Genomic DNA, 16,650 nt, shown 5'->3' on the forward strand with positions numbered 1-16,650 from the left:
TGTCGCGAACCTGTCGGTGTCGGCTTCGACGGGCATGACGTCGCTGTCGACCGGTCTGTCGACGACCAACAGCAATGTTTCGCAATTGTCGGTGTCGGCTTCGACGGGCATGACCTCGCTGTCGACCGGTCTGTCGACGACCAACAGCAATGTTTCGCAATTGTCGGTGTCGGCTTCGACGGGCATGACTTCGTTGTCGACCGGTCTGTCGACCACGAACAGCAGCGTGGCGTCGGTGTCGGTATCTGCGTCGACGGGCGTGGCGTCGCTGTCCACGGGCCTCGACAGCCTGTCGGCGTCGACCTCCACGGGTCTGTCGACGGCCAACACGGGTATCAGCAGCCTGTCGACGGGTCTGTCGACCACGAACAGCAACGTCTCGCTGCTGTCGACGGGTCTGTCGACGACCAACAGCAATGTCGCGAACCTGTCGGTGTCGGCTTCGACGGGCCTGACGTCGCTGTCGACGGGTCTGTCGACGACCAACAGCAATGTTTCGAACCTGTCGGTGTCGGCGTCGACGGGCATGGCTTCGCTGTCGACCGGTCTGTCGACTACGAACAGCAACGTGACGTCGGTGTCGACGGGCGTGGCGTCGCTGTCCACGGGCCTCGACAGCCTGTCGGCGTCGACCTCCACGGGTCTGTCGACGGCCAACACGGGCATCAGCAGCCTGTCGACGGGTCTGTCGACCACGAACAGTAACGTCTCGCTGCTGTCGACGGGTCTGTCGACGACCAACAGCAATGTTTCGAACCTGTCGGTGTCGGCTTCGACGGGCATGGCTTCGCTGTCGACCGGTCTATCGACCACGAACAGTAATGTGGCGTCGGTGTCGGTATCGGCGTCGACGGGTCTGACGTCGCTGTCGACGGGTCTGTCGACGACCAACAGCACTGTTTCGCAACTCTCGACCGGTATCAACTCGCTGTCCACCTCGCTCAGCACGACTGACAGCAATGTGTTCAGCCTGTCCACGTCTGCATCGACGGGAATGAGCTCGTTGTCCACCGGTCTGTCGACGGCGAATAGCAACGTGTCCAGCCTGTCGGTGTCGGCCTCCACGGGTGTGAGTTCGCTGTCTACGGCGTTGAGCACGACCGACGGCAACTTGTTCAGCCTTTCGGTGTCCAGTTCCACGGGCATGGATTCACTGTCCACGGGTCTGTCGACGGCAGACAGCAATGTCACATCGCTGTCGAGTTCGACGTCCAACGGCGTGTTCTCGCTGTCCACCGGTCTGTCCGCGGTCAACAGCAACCTGAACAGTCTGTCGGTGTCAACCTCCTACGGTCTGAGCACGCTCGGCAATGGCATCCTGTCGCTGTCCACCGGCATGACCCAGCTGTCGACCACGATCGTCACACTGTCGGTATCGGCCTCGACGGGTATTTCGTCGTTGTCCACCGGTCTGTCGACGACCGACAGCAACGTTGCATCGTTGTCGGTGTCCAGTTCCACGGGCATGGGCTCGCTGTCGACCGGTTTGTCGACGACCAATAGCAACGTTGCGTCGTTGTCGGTGTCCAGTTCGACGGGAGTCGCGTCGCTCTCAAGTGGTCTGTCGACGGCAAACAGTGGCATCACGTCGCTGTCGGCCGGTGTCACAAGCTTGTCGACGTCGACCTCCACGGGCCTGTCGTCACTGTCGACCGCGATGGATACGACCAACGGCAATGTCGCCAGTCTGTCGAGCGCACTGGACACGACCAACAGCAACGTCGGTAGCTTGTCGACCGCGCTGAACGTGACCAACAGCAACCTGGACACCTTGTCGACGTCGACCTCCACGGGACTGTCATCGCTGTCCACAGGTCTGTCGAGTACGAACAGCACGGTCGTATCGTTGTCGTCGTCGACCTCCACGGGACTGTCGTCGCTGTCCACGGGCCTGTCGACCACAAATAGCGTGGTGAACGGTATTTCGACGGGCGTCGAGGGTGCGGTGGCGGGCGTGAGTTCGTTGTCGACCGGCCTGAGTTCGCTGTCGATGTCGACCTCGACGGGCCTGGCATCACTGTCGAGCGGCCTGTCTACGACAACGAGCAGTGTCACGTCGCTGTCGACGACGGTCTCGTCGATCTCGACGGCGGTACAGCCGGTCGTCGACATGGTCACGATGGCCAACGCGAAGGGCAATGCGTTTACCGGCACGCTGGTGGGCGGCCTGAACGCCGACAGTACAGTGCAGACGCGCAGTGCTACAGGCAACAACATCAGGAACGTCAATTCGGCGACCTGCTCATCGGTTTCCGGCGTCGATGCAACGGGCTCGGGTCTGTGCGTGACGGCCAACGGGGACGGTGCCACTGCCTACGGCTCCAACGCGAATGCGAGCGGCGCCAACACCACTGCGATCGGCTTCCGCGCTGTCGCGCAATTTGCTGGCTCCGTGGCGATCGGCTACAACGCGCAGGCGATTGCTGACCCGACGGTGGCCATCGGCGCAAACTCCCTCGCTTCCGGTAACAACTCGGTGGCCGTGGGCGCCAGCGCAGCGGCAACGGGTGCGAATGCGGGCGCGATGGGTATAAGCTCGAGCGCATCGGGCGACAACTCGATGGCGCTGGGAGCGAATGCCACTGCAACCGGCAGGAACGCCGTTGCCCTGGGTGCTGGCTCGATCGCTGCGGAAGACAACACCGTGTCGGTGGGTTCGGAAGGCAACGAGCGCCGCATCACCAACGTCGCCGCTGGTATCAACCCGACCGATGCTGCGAACGTCAGCCAGTTGAACAACGCGATCAGCGGTGTACAGGGACAGATCAACAGCGTGGCGCGCAATGCCTACTCCGGCATTGCGGCGGCTACGGCGTTGACCATGATCCCGGAAGTCGACCCTGGCAAAACGTTGTCGTTCGGGATCGGTGCCGCAACGTTCGGCGGCTCCCAGGCCGTTGCGTTCGGTGGTACTGCACGTATCACGCAGAATGTGAAGGTCAAGATCGGTGTCGGCGTGAGTGGGGGCAGCACTACGGTAGGCGCTGGGGCTGCCTACCAGTGGTAAGCGGCATATAGTAGGTATGCACCGTTGAAATCATGGGCGGTGCGATGAAAGGCGTGGTAGGCGTGCCTCGTTGTGAGGACGTCTGCCACGTCAGTTTAAGGGGCGTTCCATGCGTATCGGGATTTCAGTACTTAGTCACGAAGGCCAGAACATTTGGCAGAATGGCTTGGGCCAGAACGTCGTATTTCTCGCGCAGCTATTTCAACGGCTACCCTTCGTGCGCTCGGTCTTGCTGATCGACGTGGGCAGCGAGAATGCGCTGCCGCGTGAGGTCGACTTCATTTCAGGCGGGTTACGGATCGTCACACAGCAGCAGGCTGGTGATGAAGTTGACGTGATCTTCGAAATGAGTGGCGCACTCGATAACAAATGGCTGGACCTGATGCGAGCTCGCGGCCGCAAGGTGGTCTACTATTGTTGCGGGCAGCCTTACGTCGGTCTTGTCGAGCCATCGGTATTTGACAAGCCAGTGCACTCGTCCCGACCGGATCGGTGCGATGAGATATGGTTGTTTTCGAAGGACCGGCTGAGCATTCCGATGATGCGTACGTTGCACCGCTGTGCGGTACATGAAGTGCCGTTTATCTGGCATCCGGGTTTCATCGAGGCCCGGATCGCGGATGTTGAGTCGCATGGCGTGCGTTATGGCTACGAAGTGAACCGCACGGCGGACAAGGGTCTGCGTGTGGCGGTTTTCGAACCGAACATCTCCGTTGTGAAGTCGTCCAGCATTCCGATGCTGATATGCGATGAGGCCTATCGCGAGGATCGTAGCAGCGTGAGCGCGATGACGTTGCTCAATACGCTGCATATGAAAGATCACCCTACACTGCTGTATCTGGCGAATTCGCTGGATCTGGTGCGTGAGCACCGGGCCTGTTTTGTCGGCCGGCACGACATAGTGGGGTTCATGGGCCAGTCTGCGGATGCGGTGGTGGCCCACCAGTGGGGTAACGACCAGAACTACAGCTATCTGGATGCGCTGTACGGCGATTACCCACTGATACACAATTCTCCATGGCTCGCGGATGCGGGTTATTACTACCCCGGGTTTGATATACAGGCGGGCGCGCAGCAATTGTTGCGCGCTGCGCGCGACCACGATGCGCAGCTTGACGCATATCGCGAGCGCTCACGCGCGGTGTTCGATGCGGTCAACCCGTTCAGCCAAAAGAATCTCGATATCTACGCCGAGCGGCTGATTGCGTTGATGGGCGGTAGCGGAAATGGAAAGGTGGCGTGATGGCGGAATACACGGGAAGAAAAGGTGCGCCGCACAACCTGAAGGTTGGCGTGTCGTTGTTCGTGCGCAAGGGTAGTCAGTCGTTGTGGGAAAACGGGATTTTCCAGAACTGCCTGTTTCTTGTGATGCTGCTGCGACTGGTGCCGTCGATTAGTGAGGTGCACCTCGTGATCGGCGGCGACGGGGACATCGAGGACGCGAAGCGTTTCGTCAAGGATGCGCCCGCGCCGCTGATCGACATGGCGGACGCGGCATCACGCTTGGACCTGATGATCGAAATGAGCGCGCAGTTGAATAAAGATTGGGTCACCGCGTTTCGTGAGCGCGGCGGAAAGGTCGTGTCGATGCGGGTCGGCAACGACTACGTCATTGATATCGAGCGGATGATTTTCGATCGGCCCAATGCGCTGTTGGTCAGTGGCGCACCGTACAACGAGATCTGGACGTTGCAGGAATATGAAAACTCGTGCAGCCCGTATTACCGCAGCGTGATGCGTGCTCCGGTGCGCATCATGCCGCATCTATGGAGTCCGCTCGTGATCGACCGCGCGATCGAACACGATGGCGCCGGGCTGAAGTTCGGTTACGAGCCGGGTCGCAGACGCTGGCGCGCAGGTATTTTCGAGCCGAACATTTGCATGGTGAAAACGAGCCACATCTCGATGCTGTGCTGCGAAGCAGCGCACCGGGGTGATCCACACATGCTCGAACACGTATGGGTTTACAACACTCTGAAGACGAAGGAACACTCGGGATTCTTCAGCTTCGCAAGCAGCCTGGATATCGTGAAACATGGGGTTGCGTCGTTCGAAGGGCGCTTTCCGTTCTATCAGGTGATGAGTCAGTATGTTGATGTTGTGGTTACGCATCAATGGGAGAATGCTCAGAACTACCTGTACTACGAAGCGCTGCATGGCGGCTATCCGCTCGTGCACAATTCGCACCTGATCGGTGATTGCGGCTACCGCTATCACGACTTCGACTGTGAAGAGGGCGGGCGGGCGCTCCTGCAGGCGTTCGGTGAGCACGACGGCAATCTGGACGCATACCGGCGTACTGCGCGGGCGTTCCTGCAGACTCTGCATCCGGAGGAGGCGGGCAACGTGAAGACATACAGCGACGCGATTGACGCGCTATTTGCCGAGGAGACCGCGAAATGATTCTGGAAGTCTTTACGTTCAGGCGCATCGTTGCCCTACTGGCGGCCCTACTGACTGTCGCGCTGGTTCCGTCGATCAGTGCGGCGCAGAGCGTGCTGGCGCCGCCTGCTGCCGAGCCAGTTGGACGCAATCCTCTTGTGAAGGCCGTGTCTGGGATCGGAGTGCGCCAGTGCCTCCCGGCATTGAGCGACCTGGTGACGATCGGCGCTCGCGACGCCGTCAACAGTGACCTGCTGCTGGACTGGGATCGCGCCCATCCCGACAAAGGAGCGGTTTTCTCGCTGGTTGGACTGCAGTATGGGCAGTCCAACGCGGCCATGTCGATCGCAGCGGTGCCTGGGGCGGACGGCAATTGTTCGGTGGCGGCCGAGCGCGTGGAGTTCCTCCCACAGGCATGCGTGCAGGTGGCGCAACATGAGTTGCGCGGCTATCAGGCGACGCAACTCCTTGCGCGCATGACCGTCTACACAACGCCGCGAGATGCTGGTTCGACTGTATCGCTAATTGATGCATCTCCCGGGTGTCTTGCGATCCGCCGCTATGTGAAGGTGACTCAGACGGTGACATCCAGTGGAGCAGCAAGATGAGCGGACTGCGTATCGGCATCACGATAGGATTGCACAGTGCGGACGAGACATTGTGGAATAACGGCATCAAACAAAACGCAGTGTTCCTCGCGGAGACGTTACGTCATTGTCCGGGCGTCGCCAGCACTACGCTGGTCAATACGACTGCGGTTCCGGTTACCACGGCATTGCCATGGGATCTGCAGCGTTGGCCGACTGCAATGTTCCAAGACGTGAAGGACCAACTTGATCTGGTGATCGAACTGGGTGGCCAGATCGACGCGGAGCGCACAAACTATCTGAAGTCCCGTGGTGTGAGGCTCGTGTCGTACTGCTGTGGGTTCGAGTACATCCACGCGGCCGAGGCGATGATCTTCGGCAAAGTGTTGTGGGACGGCAACCTGTTCGTTAATTCGCGTTACGATGACTTGTGGTTCATCCCGCAAGTGGCCGGCAACAGTCAGAGCTATCTGGAGGTACTGCGACGCGTGAGCGGACGCGTAGTACCGTTCGTATGGAGCCCGGTGTTCCTCGATGGACAGAGCCGCAATCTCCCGCACGGCGGTGTGTATCAGCCTCATGATGGGCCGCGCCGTCTGACGGTGATGGAACCGAACATCAACATCGTGAAGTTTTGTCTGTACCCGGCGTTGATCGCGGAACTGGCCTACCGTGAGCGTCCACAGGACATCAAGGTGCTGCAGGTGGCCAATGCGCTGCAGATGGCGCAAAACCATGTGGACTTCATCGCGTTGATGAATCAGCTCGATATCGTGCGCGGCCACAAGGCGGTGTTCACTGGTCGCCACGACACGCCGACGTTTCTCGCGCAGGAAACAGATGTCGTGATCTCGCATCAATTGGAGAATCCGCTGAACTATTTTTATCTGGAGGTGTGCTGGCAGGGGTATGCGCTTATTCATAACGCGACGCTTTGCGCTCGCCTTGGCTACTACTACGAGGGCAATGACGCGCACGCGGGCGCGCGCCGACTGATTGAGGCGATTGACTTGCACGATCAGAATGCGCACGAGTACCGCGAACGACAGCGCGAGCTGATACGCAGCTATCTGCCGGACAATCCTGAGGTGGTGAGCACCTATCAGACGTTGCTGGATGAATTGATGAACAGGCCGATACGTTGACCGGTGGCGGGACTGGTCAGATATCGGATTGATTCAATGCTATTGGTAGATTCGGGTAAATAGAACAATGAAAACCCATATTTGTGTTGACCGTTTCGCTGACATTCGCGGCTGCAATGACGGCTGGCTGTTCGATGTGGTCTGGACCCATGCAGTCCTGGTAAATCGCTTCGTGTGAGATGCGCATCGATTGATCCTCCGGAAAGTCGACTGACAGCCGGCTGGCGATCGGCGCGGCGTACGCCACGAATGGATACGCTGCCGGTGTGCGGCGGCATATCCGGTGAAAAACGCGCGACTGCAATTGCGAATTCAACCCTACACTCACGGTGTGTCGCCGTGTCGAAATCGGGTCGGCGCCAGGCGCCGGCTTGCACCGGTAAGCAAGCCACTCCCGCTTGCGAGCACGGCCCAGGCAATACAACTGCCACGCGGCGCAGCAACAAGCGTCGTCTTTGACATCTTTTCTCAATCGCATTGCAAGATGCTCTCGCCCATTACTATGATGGTGTATGGGGTATCTGTTTTTCTGCGCGTAGTTCGCATCGACCGGCGGTGCCAGTTCATCGGTGCCGTGCGTCTGCGTCGCAATGAAATCGATTTGTAAGCAGAGGCAGCTTGTCTCCTCTGGTGTCTGGCACGCACTTTCTACCGCACACGCGGCATACGGAGGGTCACGATGGCTCCTCTCACAATTCGGGTCGTACTTGCAGACGATCACCCGGCCATAATCAGCGGTGTGGAACATGAGCTGCTACTGGATAGCACAATCCAGCTAGTAGGCGCAGCGAAGAACTCGACGGAATTGATTGCGCTACTCGCAACCAAGGCATGCGACGTTCTGGTGTCCGATTACGCGATGCCGGCGGGCGAATACGGTGACGGAATTGCGCTGTTTTCCCTGATCCAGCGGCGCTATCCGACTGTCAAACTCGTCGTGCTTACCATGCTGGACAACCCGGCGGTACTGCGCGCGATTGTGCTCCAGGGCATCAAGTGCATCGTCAGTAAGTCGGACGCCCTTACCCATATCGTTCCCGCCACGCATACCGCGTTTATCGGCGGTAAGTACTATTCGCCGAGAGTGGAGGAGATCGTCCAGTCGATCGACTGGAACCGTCGAGGCCGCGGTTCGACCGACGTTCTCAGCCAGCGCGAATCTGAAGTTGTGAGGCTGTTTGCGTCCGGGTTGACGGTCAATGAGATTGCTGAACGGTTGTGTCGCAGCAAGAAGACGATTAGCTCGCAAAAGTCGAAGGCGATGGAAAAGCTCGGTATCGAACGGGAAGTCGATCTGCTGCGCTATGCGATGGAGACCGGTTTGGTGCCGTCGGCCCCGCAAGCGTCCAGCGGTGGGCCCGAGATACAGCGGCAGGGGGACGGCATACTCCCTGTTGCCTCGAAAGACTCATAAGGCCCGAATGGGTTGGCACGTAGCCGCCGCGCCGTCTGGCTGAGTCCAGGGATTTGCGGCGACCCGTTACGCTTTGTCGACCTGCCGAGGGAGCTTCCTGCATTTTGTTGTCATATGCCGACCTGGGTGTCGGTCGCGCGTCGTGCAAGCGCGGCACGCGCGAGTGGTTCGAAACGGGCGAGCGCTTCCCTCACAGCAGTCGTGTCGTGATCCTTCGCATACTGTTCCATCTGCCTGCAGTCGTTCGCGATGTCCTCCTCATGAATCATCGCAAATGAGCCGCGCATCGCGTGAAGCTGCTCATGCACTGTTTTCATGTCGTCAGCTTCGAGCGCCTTGTGCAGCGTTGCGAGCGATTCATCGAGTGACCTGTTCATTGCAAGATGCACGCGCTCGGGCAGCGGGCCTCGTGCAAGGTCCTGCATGGCCTCGACGCTGCGCGCAGGACGTTCGTCTGCCTCGCTGATCAGCCGGCGCAGCGTTTGGTCCAGCGTGCCGAGCAGAACCGGCTTGAGCAGAATCATGTCGATGCCCGCGCTTTCACATCGCAGGCGCTCCTCTCCTGTCGCATGGGCCGTGACCGCGATGATCGGCACGTCCGCCTGCTGGGCTCGCAGGCATTGCGCCAGCGCGTAGCCATCCATCCCCGGCATGCTGAGGTCCGTCATCACCACATCGTAACGGTACTCTTTGAAACGCCGCAGGGCTGCGCCCCCGCTGTCGGCCATGTCGGCTTCGTACCCGAGCGTAGCGAGTTGCGCGACGATCAGTTCGCGGTTCGACAACTGGTCGTCGACGACCAGAATGCGAAACGCGCGTGTGTCGAGCGGCTCGGACGTGGGTCCAATCTCGTCGTGTTCGGTATGGTCCGCCGGTTCGCTTGTATCAGCCCGCAGCGGCAGCGTTACGACGAAGGTGCTGCCGGCATTGAGTTCGCTCCTGACCAGAATCGTGCCTCCCATCAGCTCGGTCAGGCGCCGGCACAGGGCAAGTCCGAGTCCGGTTCCGCCATAACGCCGGGTGATCGACGAATCCGCCTGCGTGAACGCATGAAACAGGGTTTCCTGCTGCGCGGCCGACATGCCGATACCGGTATCGATTACGCCGATCATGATTGGCGAATCATCGACCGTATCGTCCTTGCGGTATACCTCGAGCATCACTTCGCCACTGCTCGTGAACTTGATTGCATTGCTGACCAGGTTGACCGCGATCTGCCTGACCTTTGTCGGATCGCCGAGATAGTGCGAGGCGAGTGTGTCGTCAATCATGCAATCAAATTCGAGCCCCTTTTCGCGCGCGATCGGCGCGAAAATCTCGCCGACCTGGCGAATGGTGTCGGCGAGATCGAAACGGACTGTCTCGACAGTCATCTGGCCAGACTCGACCTTCGAGAAGTCGAGAATATCGTTGATGATAGCCAGCAGGGAAACGGCTGCGGACGAGACAATGCGCAACCGTTCACTCTGCGACGAGGACAATTGTGAACGGCCGAGTAGTTCGAGGTTACCCAGAATTGCGTTAAGTGGCGTACGTATTTCGTGACTCATCACGGCGAGGAAGGCGGACTTCGCCTGGTTCGCCGCATCGGCTGCCGCGCGTGCTTCGTCCAGCTTGCGCTCCGTGTTCTTGAGGTTCGTGACGTCGGAGAAGCTGCACAGCAGCACTTCGTTCCCCTGGTATTTCGTGCGTACAAGACTGACCAGCAGATCATTGACCTGGTCTCCCTTCAGTCTCAGTGACATCTCGAGATCGGACTGCCACGCGGGCGCTTCCGGGGAGCGGTCGTAGAGGCGGTGCAATTGGACATGCAGCGACGGTTCATCCTGACGCACATTTGTGGCATAGCGGCACATCACATTGTTTTGCAGCATGACGTCGCCGCGCTCGAACGACAGAAGGGCGAACCCGGACGGTGCCGCGGCGACCATCGTGCGATTCAGGTTCTCGCTTTCGAAGACACGCTTCGAGTGTTCATAGGCCGGTTTGAATACCGCGCGATTGAGCATCAGCAGCAGAGTCCACATGAGACCTGTCAATACCAGCGCCGCGACGGCAGAGCCGACGAGCCTCGGCCAAAGTTCGGCGAGAATCGTGCGCCACGAAAACGCGTAGACCAGCGTCCAGTCTCCGGTCTCAGTGCCGGTCCCAATGGAGGTGCTGGCGATAAACAGGCCTTTAAGGTATCGGCGGTTTATCCTGACCGTATTCCGGGTCCACGGGTGCGTGGCCAGGATCCGGCGGGTTGTCTCGTGGATCCCTGTTTCCTGTCCTGTGGCGAGGATCACCTTTCCCGCGCTGTCGACGAGTAACGTAACTTCGTCGAAGCGCTGTCCGGCGAGACTGTCGATTATCGGCTGAGCCAGCAGATGGCGGACCAGAATGAGAAACGGCTTGCCGTGACTGAAAACGGGGAGCGCGACCCGAAACCCCAACTGGCCGCTGAATGGATCGGTAACCGGTGGAAACCAGAGCGCGTTACGATTTTCAAACAGCCGGTCCGTGACCGCGGGGTCGGTCAGGTCGCCGATGTCGGGGGCAATCTTACGCAGGAGCTCTTCGACATCCTCGACACCATTGCGCTTGAGCGGATCGTCTGCCGGCGCAGGACTGATAGCAAGCAAACGATGATCGGGTGTATACATATATCCGAACACCCTGCCGAATTGCACTCGCGTATAGCTACCCGTGCGATAGTTGAAGTCCTGGGCAAGAGCGAGATACCGCGCCCATTCCGAAGTCGGCCACGGGCCGGCAATATCACCCATCACCAGTACCGGATCGAAGTGCCGGTTTGGCTGCACGACAACGCGGCCGTGCTGCTTGACGAACAGATCGACCACAGCATCTGGCGCTGGGGGACGTTTGTCCCAAGCCGATTCTTCATGCAGGAGGGCGGCCCGCAGCCCGCTTTCGCGCTCGGCAAATATCAGCTGCAGGCTGGTTTTCCGATAGATGAAGTCGGCATAGCGGTCAGCGATGTAGTCGTTGACCATCATGTATTGCAACACAGCGGCGAGTAGCAGCAGAACAATCGTAATTGCAATGCCAGCCCCGAAAAGGAGCCTGCGCTGGTGCTGGTTCAGCGCAGGGGTATCGCTTGCATCCGCCTCACGACCGGGGGACGGAAATGCGTTCTCCTGCTCATGAGAATCCACTTTTTCCGACGGCATCGTTGCCTCCCGGCCCTGCCTTGGAAGACAGAATTCCATCATCTTAGCGCTAATCGTGACGCCCGGTCACGCGCTGCATGGACTGAACCGGAGGTGGTGGCATCGTTTGGCGGTTGTGTTCCTTGCGAATAACGCAGCGGATCGTTTGGCTGCGCCGTGATCAGGACGGACGAGAAAGTCAGATATCAATCGGACTGCTTGCGTCGTCAGCGAATAGAGCGGCACAGACCACCACGCGGCGTCAAAAAGATATATAGCAACATGATATAAATGATTGCGGGTGAGAAAGTTCTTCCGGACCGATGCCGTTGCGGAACATACGTGTCCTCTGCTATCGGAATTCCGTCTTGCGTCTCGGGCCTGTTTGCCCCTTGCAACCGGCTCATTGTCAATTGCGGCTGTAGAATAAGAAAACGTGCGGTAGGCGCAACTCGGCAGGGCGGCACATTCAGGAGAATGCCCATGGCGATATCCCATCTTTCATCCGGCGAAGTAACGAACGTGCTCCCTTTGGGCGACACGCTCGAGCGGACTCAGACCACGGCCCTGTTCAGGGAGCGGCAACTCGAGGTGATGCGGCTTGTTTTGCCCGCTGGCAAGGGAATGCCTGAGCACGCAGTGAACGGTCCGATAACGGTGCAATGCGTTGAAGGCGAAGTGATTTTCAGCTTCGGGAATACCGATCGGCTCATGCAGGCAGGTGATCTCCTTTACCTGGCGGCCGGCACTCCCCACAAGCTCGTGGCGATCAGGAGCGCGTCGGTACTCGTCACCATCGTTCTTCAAGGGCCTTCTGGGTCGTCGTCATGACTCAATCTCTCCTGCCGCCAATGGGCGCCGCATGAAGTCCTGGCAAAACCAGATGCCTGCAAGTGAACAAGCTCGCCTATCCCACCCTTGACGCGCTTCTCGCCGACGTGCGCGCGAACGCGATCTGCCGCTGGGTCCGCGGCCCATCGTACGTGCCACGGACGTAGCCCGCATTCTTATTGTCGGTCAGGCACCGGGTGCGAAGGTGCATGCCTCAGGCATTCCATGGAGCGACGCCAGCGGTAACCGTCTGCGAACCTGGCTCGGCGTCGATGACGCGTCCTTTTATGACGAGACGCAGTTCGCCATCATCCCGATGGGATTCTGCTATCCCGGGCGAGGAAGTGGCGGCGACAAGCCGCCGCGCCGTGAATGCGCGCAGTTGTGGTTGGATAGCCTGCTGGAGAAGCTGCCTCAAATAGAGTTGACGCTGCTGGTTGGCCAATACGCGCAGCGTCATTTTCTTGGAGAACGCCGCAAGCCGTCGCTGACTGAAACAGTGAGAGCGTGGGCCGAATATGCGCCGGCCTTCATTCCGTTGCCGCACCCTTCGCCGCGCAATCAGGCGTGGTTTCAGCGTCACTCGTGGTTTGAAAGCGATGTGCTGCCGATGCTTCGCGCAAGGGTGGCAGCGGTCATGGCTGGGGCAGGGCAGATCAGGTAAGCCGCATCGAAACGTCTTGTTGAGCGGAGAAACGAATGCCGCATGCGAACCGCAAGAGTCCGAGGATTCTCATCCAGCGAGCCTACGTAGATCCTGGCCCGGAGGACGGTTATCGTGTCCTCGTCGATCGCATATGGCCGCGCGGACGCAGCAAGGAGACGCTCAAACTGGACCAGTGGGCGCGTGAGCTTGCGCCGAGCGCGGAATTGCGCGAATGGTTTGGGCATGATCCGAAACGGTGGACAGCCTTTCAGCAACGCTACCGCGCTGAGCTTGACAGCGAAGCGATGCGCGAGCGCATCCAGCAACTCTTGAGGGATTCGGGCGGCAAGCAGATTACGCTCGTCTACGGCGCCAAAGACGAGGAGCATAACCAGGCGATCGTGTTACGCGAGGTTCTTTTGCATTTGCACAGAGGGCGCGATCAAATTTGAAGTGCAACACCTTGCTCGTTTCATATCAAGAATCAATACTACTAACATCTTCTTTTGAAAAATAGAAAAACACATTTATTGACAATTGAAGGTGCGAATTGTAATCCGACTCCGACGATAATTTAAACAGATCACATACAAGAGATTGCAGTTTGGTGGATTAGGTGATAAATACTTGCTGCAGCACCTCACAAGGACGACGTGAGCGGTTTGGCCGGGTTGCTTGTTTTTTGATATTTAGCTATGCAAATTAAATGTTAAAAAATATCAAACCTGTCTCTAAATTCAGCACTGGAATCTCTGGCCTTATATATCAAGGCCAGATTCGCTGTGGTGTTTTTTGTTCGTGATCAAAAAATGATTAAAAAGCTATTGATTACCATCGGTAGTCTGATTGTGCTTGGTTATCTGGGACTGTCGGGCTACGCGTACTACCACGACACAAGCTATGCGAGGCGGTCTGCATCGCTGGTGTCGTATCCGGCGGAAAATGGCCGGATCAAGACACTGCTGGACGAGAAGGCCTGTTATTACTGTCACTCCCGACATACCGTGTTGCCCGGCTATGCGCGCTTGCCGGGCATGAGCCAGTTGTCCCGCTACGATGTGGAACGAGGGCTGAATAATTTCCAGATCGACGCGCTGTTCGAGAGTCTTCAGAATGGTATGCCGCCTCCCGAGGCAGACCTTGCGAAAATCGAGTTCGTCGTCAGGGATCACTCGATGCCGCCGAAGCTGTTCCGCTCGGTGCATTGGAGCACGGGTTTGACTGAAAGCGACCGGCGCATGTTGCTGGACTGGATCACCAGCCAGCGCAACGCGCACTACGCAACACCCGGCGTTGCGCCCGAGTTCAGCAATGAGCCGATCCAACCGTTGCCGACGTCGATGCCCGTCGATCCTCGCAAGGTTTCGCTTGGCATGGCTCTATTTCATGATCCACGCCTGTCGGCGGATAACACCGTGTCGTGCGCCAGTTGTCATTCGCTTTCGAAAGGCGGTGTCGATGGACGCAAGACCTCGCTCGGCGTGGGTGGCCAGGTGGGCCCGATCAATGCGCCCACCGTGTTCAACGCAGTGTTCAATCGCGCGCAATTCTGGGACGGTCGTGCCGCGGGGTTGCCCGATCAGGCCGGCGGCCCGCCGTTCAATCCGGTTGAAATGGCTTCGACATCGTGGCAGCAGATCATCGGCAAACTGGACAAGGACGCTTCGTTGACCAAAGAATTCGAGGCGGTGTACCCGGATGGCTACTCAGGCAACAGCATCACGGATGCGATTGCCGAGTTTGAGAAGACCCTGGTTACGCCAAGCCGTTTCGATGCCTATCTGCGGGGCGACAAAACCGCTCTGACCAGTGAGGAATTGCGCGGCTACCAACTATTCAAGGCGGACCGGTGCGCCATCTGTCACGTCGGGAAGAATTTCGGTGGCCAGTCATTCGAGCGCCTGGGACTGCATGGCGATTATTTTGCTGATCGTGATGGTGGCATGACCAAGGCGGACAATGGGCGGGAGAATGTCACGCACGATAAACAGGATCTTCATCGCTTCAAGACGCCGACTTTGCGTAATGTTGCTTTGACCGCACCGTATCTGCACGACGGCAGCGTGACCGATCTCAGCCAGGCGGTCCGCATCATGCTGAAGTATCAGGTGGGCAAGGAAGCGTCAGACGAGGATGTCAAAGCGCTGGTTGCTTTCCTTAATTCGTTGACCGGGACGTACACGCCGTTCAAAACGCAGTGAGGGAGGAATTGATGGTTGCTGCTGGCCGTGAAGGCGCAGACATGCCGCTGTAGCAGGTCTGTCATCCTCCACGGCATTCTCTGGTTACGGATCAGCGCATATTCCCGGTGTGGCCGAGCGAATAACGCCCGGGCTGCGGCCAGACCGTCAAGCCGTGCGGTTCCATGCCGACAGGAATGGATTTGACCACGCCGGTTGCGGTGTCGATCGCATAGACCACATCGTCGAACCGCCCCGACAGCCAGAGCATCTTGCCGTCAGCGCTGACGTTGCCCATGTCCGGACTGCCGCCGCCCGGGATCGGCCAGTTCGCGATGATCTTGCGCGTTGCGAAGTCGATCACCGACACGCTACCGTTGCCGTGGCGCGCTCCGTGAACGAGATTTGAGCCGCGATTGGCGACATAAAGCCTGCTGCCATCGCGACTCGGGTACAGGCCATGCGTACCCACCCCCGTCTTGATGAAGCCGATCTTCGTCAAGCTGTCGCCATCGACCAGATAGACGCCATCCGCCATCATGTCGGCGACGTAAAACACCTTGCCATCCGGCGAGATGCGGATGTCCTGCGGCATGCCTTTCCTGTCCAGTTCAAGGTAGCCCACGACTTTACGGTTGACCAGATCGACCTTGGCCAGCTTCCCGCCAAATTCACAGGTAAAGACCGCGTACTTGCCGTCGATCGAAAAATCGGCGTGGTTGATGCCCTTGCACTGCGGCGCCTCGAGACTCGATTTGAGCGCCATCGTGTGCGCGTCGCGAAAATCGAGTCGCGCGTGAGCTTCAGCCACCACGATCGCTTCCTTGCCGTCCGGCGTGAAGTACATGTTGTAGGGGTCGTCGACCATGATCGCCTTGCCGGGCTTGCCGGTCTTCGGATCGATCGGGGTCAGGCTGCCATCAAGACGGCCCTCGGCGTTGTTGGCGACCCACAGAGTCTGCAGATCCCACGCAGGCACAACGTGCTGCGGGCTGATGCCGACGTGAAATCGATCGACCACTTTGAGCGTAGCCGGATCGATCACGTAGATGTCGTTTGAGCGCAGGTTCGGCACATAGATACGAGGTAACGCGGTTGCGACCGCCGGGCTTAAATGGCCGGCTGCCGCTTCGCTGTACAGATTGCCGGGGTTCACCACGGGCGGCATGCCGGCGACCGTGGTGACCGTAGAAGCAGCTGACGCGGTACTGGCGGCACCGCATCCGGCTAGCGCAACGGCCACAGCCATTGCGACGCGCAAAAAAGGACGAGAGCACATTTGCATGACGGGTTCCGTGGTTGTGTG

At 58.9% G+C, this 16,650-nt stretch carries 12 protein-coding genes and 1 pseudogene; 10 read left to right on the forward strand and 3 right to left on the reverse strand.

What is annotated here, in order from left to right:
- The 5 genes from HV744_RS23510 to HV744_RS23530 form a co-directional block, all read left to right on the forward strand.
- On the forward strand, window positions 1-3,007 hold a 3,007-nt coding region (locus tag HV744_RS23510; RefSeq protein WP_175151796.1), incomplete at its 5' end, for a YadA-like family protein.
- A 109-nt stretch (window positions 3,008-3,116) separates the two neighbouring features.
- On the forward strand, window positions 3,117-4,250 hold the full coding sequence (locus tag HV744_RS23515; RefSeq protein ID WP_175151797.1) for a DUF2827 domain-containing protein: 1,134 nt from the start codon (window positions 3,117-3,119) through the stop codon (window positions 4,248-4,250).
- Window positions 4,250-5,410, forward strand: a complete 1,161-nt coding sequence (locus tag HV744_RS23520; RefSeq protein WP_175151798.1) for a DUF2827 domain-containing protein — start codon at window positions 4,250-4,252, stop codon at window positions 5,408-5,410. The genes HV744_RS23515 and HV744_RS23520 overlap by 1 nt, the downstream gene beginning before the upstream one ends.
- The gene (locus HV744_RS23525; RefSeq protein ID WP_175151799.1) at window positions 5,407-5,997 is read left to right on the forward strand and encodes a hypothetical protein; all 591 of its coding nucleotides are present in this window, start codon (window positions 5,407-5,409) and stop codon (window positions 5,995-5,997) included. The genes HV744_RS23520 and HV744_RS23525 overlap by 4 nt, the downstream gene beginning before the upstream one ends.
- Window positions 5,994-7,121, forward strand: a complete 1,128-nt coding sequence (locus HV744_RS23530; protein WP_175151800.1) for a DUF2827 domain-containing protein — start codon at window positions 5,994-5,996, stop codon at window positions 7,119-7,121. Before HV744_RS23525 ends, HV744_RS23530 begins: the two co-directional genes overlap by 4 nt.
- Before the next feature lie 16 nt (window positions 7,122-7,137).
- On the opposite strand, the gene HV744_RS23535 is transcribed toward HV744_RS23530, so the two are convergent.
- A complete protein-coding gene (locus HV744_RS23535; RefSeq protein WP_175151801.1) occupies window positions 7,138-7,449 on the reverse strand; it encodes a hypothetical protein in 312 nt (103 codons plus the stop codon).
- Between the two features lie 351 nt (window positions 7,450-7,800).
- On the opposite strand from HV744_RS23535, the gene HV744_RS23540 reads away from it, so the two are divergent.
- The gene (locus HV744_RS23540) at window positions 7,801-8,535 is read left to right on the forward strand and encodes a response regulator (RefSeq protein ID WP_175151802.1); all 735 of its coding nucleotides are present in this window, start codon (window positions 7,801-7,803) and stop codon (window positions 8,533-8,535) included.
- Between the two features lie 110 nt (window positions 8,536-8,645).
- Here the strand turns inward: HV744_RS23540 and HV744_RS23545 are convergent, their stop codons facing one another.
- A complete protein-coding gene (locus HV744_RS23545) occupies window positions 8,646-11,708 on the reverse strand; it encodes an ATP-binding protein (RefSeq protein WP_246279164.1) in 3,063 nt (1,020 codons plus the stop codon).
- Between the two features lie 462 nt (window positions 11,709-12,170).
- Between HV744_RS23545 and HV744_RS23550 the strand changes: the two genes are divergently transcribed.
- From HV744_RS23550 to HV744_RS23565, 4 genes and pseudogenes are all read left to right on the forward strand, one after another.
- Entirely contained in the window at window positions 12,171-12,518 is a 348-nt protein-coding gene (locus tag HV744_RS23550; RefSeq protein ID WP_175151803.1) for a cupin domain-containing protein, read from the forward strand.
- 106 nt (window positions 12,519-12,624) lie between these two features.
- Window positions 12,625-13,182 (forward strand): annotated as a pseudogene (locus tag HV744_RS23555) (uracil-DNA glycosylase family protein); the annotation flags it as partial.
- Window positions 13,183-13,217: 35 nt separating this feature from the next.
- Complete coding sequence (locus tag HV744_RS23560) at window positions 13,218-13,616, forward strand: DUF488 domain-containing protein (protein WP_175151804.1); 399 nt, start codon at window positions 13,218-13,220, stop codon at window positions 13,614-13,616.
- Between the two features lie 357 nt (window positions 13,617-13,973).
- Window positions 13,974-15,365, forward strand: a complete 1,392-nt coding sequence (locus HV744_RS23565) for a cytochrome c peroxidase (protein WP_175151805.1) — start codon at window positions 13,974-13,976, stop codon at window positions 15,363-15,365.
- Window positions 15,366-15,456: 91 nt separating this feature from the next.
- On the opposite strand, the gene HV744_RS23570 is transcribed toward HV744_RS23565, so the two are convergent.
- On the reverse strand, window positions 15,457-16,593 hold the full coding sequence (locus tag HV744_RS23570; protein ID WP_246279165.1) for a YncE family protein: 1,137 nt from the start codon (window positions 16,591-16,593) through the stop codon (window positions 15,457-15,459).
- Window positions 16,594-16,650: the final 57 nt, after the last annotated feature.

It is taken from the genome of Paraburkholderia ultramafica, assembly GCF_902859915.1.
Taxonomy (GTDB): Bacteria; Pseudomonadota; Gammaproteobacteria; order Burkholderiales; family Burkholderiaceae; genus Paraburkholderia; species Paraburkholderia ultramafica.

What these genes read in the sequence shown, in the direction of transcription:
- HV744_RS23530 (WP_175151800.1), top strand. Translation starts at nt 5,994, where the DNA reads ATGAGCGGACTGCGTATCGGCATCACGATAGGATTGCACAGTGCGGAC.
- HV744_RS23565 (WP_175151805.1), top strand. Translation starts at nt 13,974, where the DNA reads ATGATTAAAAAGCTATTGATTACCATCGGTAGTCTGATTGTGCTTGGT.
- HV744_RS23515 (WP_175151797.1), top strand. Translation starts at nt 3,117, where the DNA reads ATGCGTATCGGGATTTCAGTACTTAGTCACGAAGGCCAGAACATTTGG.
- HV744_RS23540 (WP_175151802.1), top strand. Translation starts at nt 7,801, where the DNA reads ATGGCTCCTCTCACAATTCGGGTCGTACTTGCAGACGATCACCCGGCC.
- HV744_RS23545 (WP_246279164.1), bottom strand. Translation starts at nt 11,708, where the DNA reads ATGCCGTCGGAAAAAGTGGATTCTCATGAGCAGGAGAACGCATTTCCG.
- HV744_RS23525 (WP_175151799.1), top strand. Translation starts at nt 5,407, where the DNA reads ATGATTCTGGAAGTCTTTACGTTCAGGCGCATCGTTGCCCTACTGGCG.
- HV744_RS23550 (WP_175151803.1), top strand. Translation starts at nt 12,171, where the DNA reads ATGGCGATATCCCATCTTTCATCCGGCGAAGTAACGAACGTGCTCCCT.
- HV744_RS23560 (WP_175151804.1), top strand. Translation starts at nt 13,218, where the DNA reads ATGCCGCATGCGAACCGCAAGAGTCCGAGGATTCTCATCCAGCGAGCC.
- HV744_RS23570 (WP_246279165.1), bottom strand. Translation starts at nt 16,593, where the DNA reads ATGGCTGTGGCCGTTGCGCTAGCCGGATGCGGTGCCGCCAGTACCGCG.
- HV744_RS23520 (WP_175151798.1), top strand. Translation starts at nt 4,250, where the DNA reads ATGGCGGAATACACGGGAAGAAAAGGTGCGCCGCACAACCTGAAGGTT.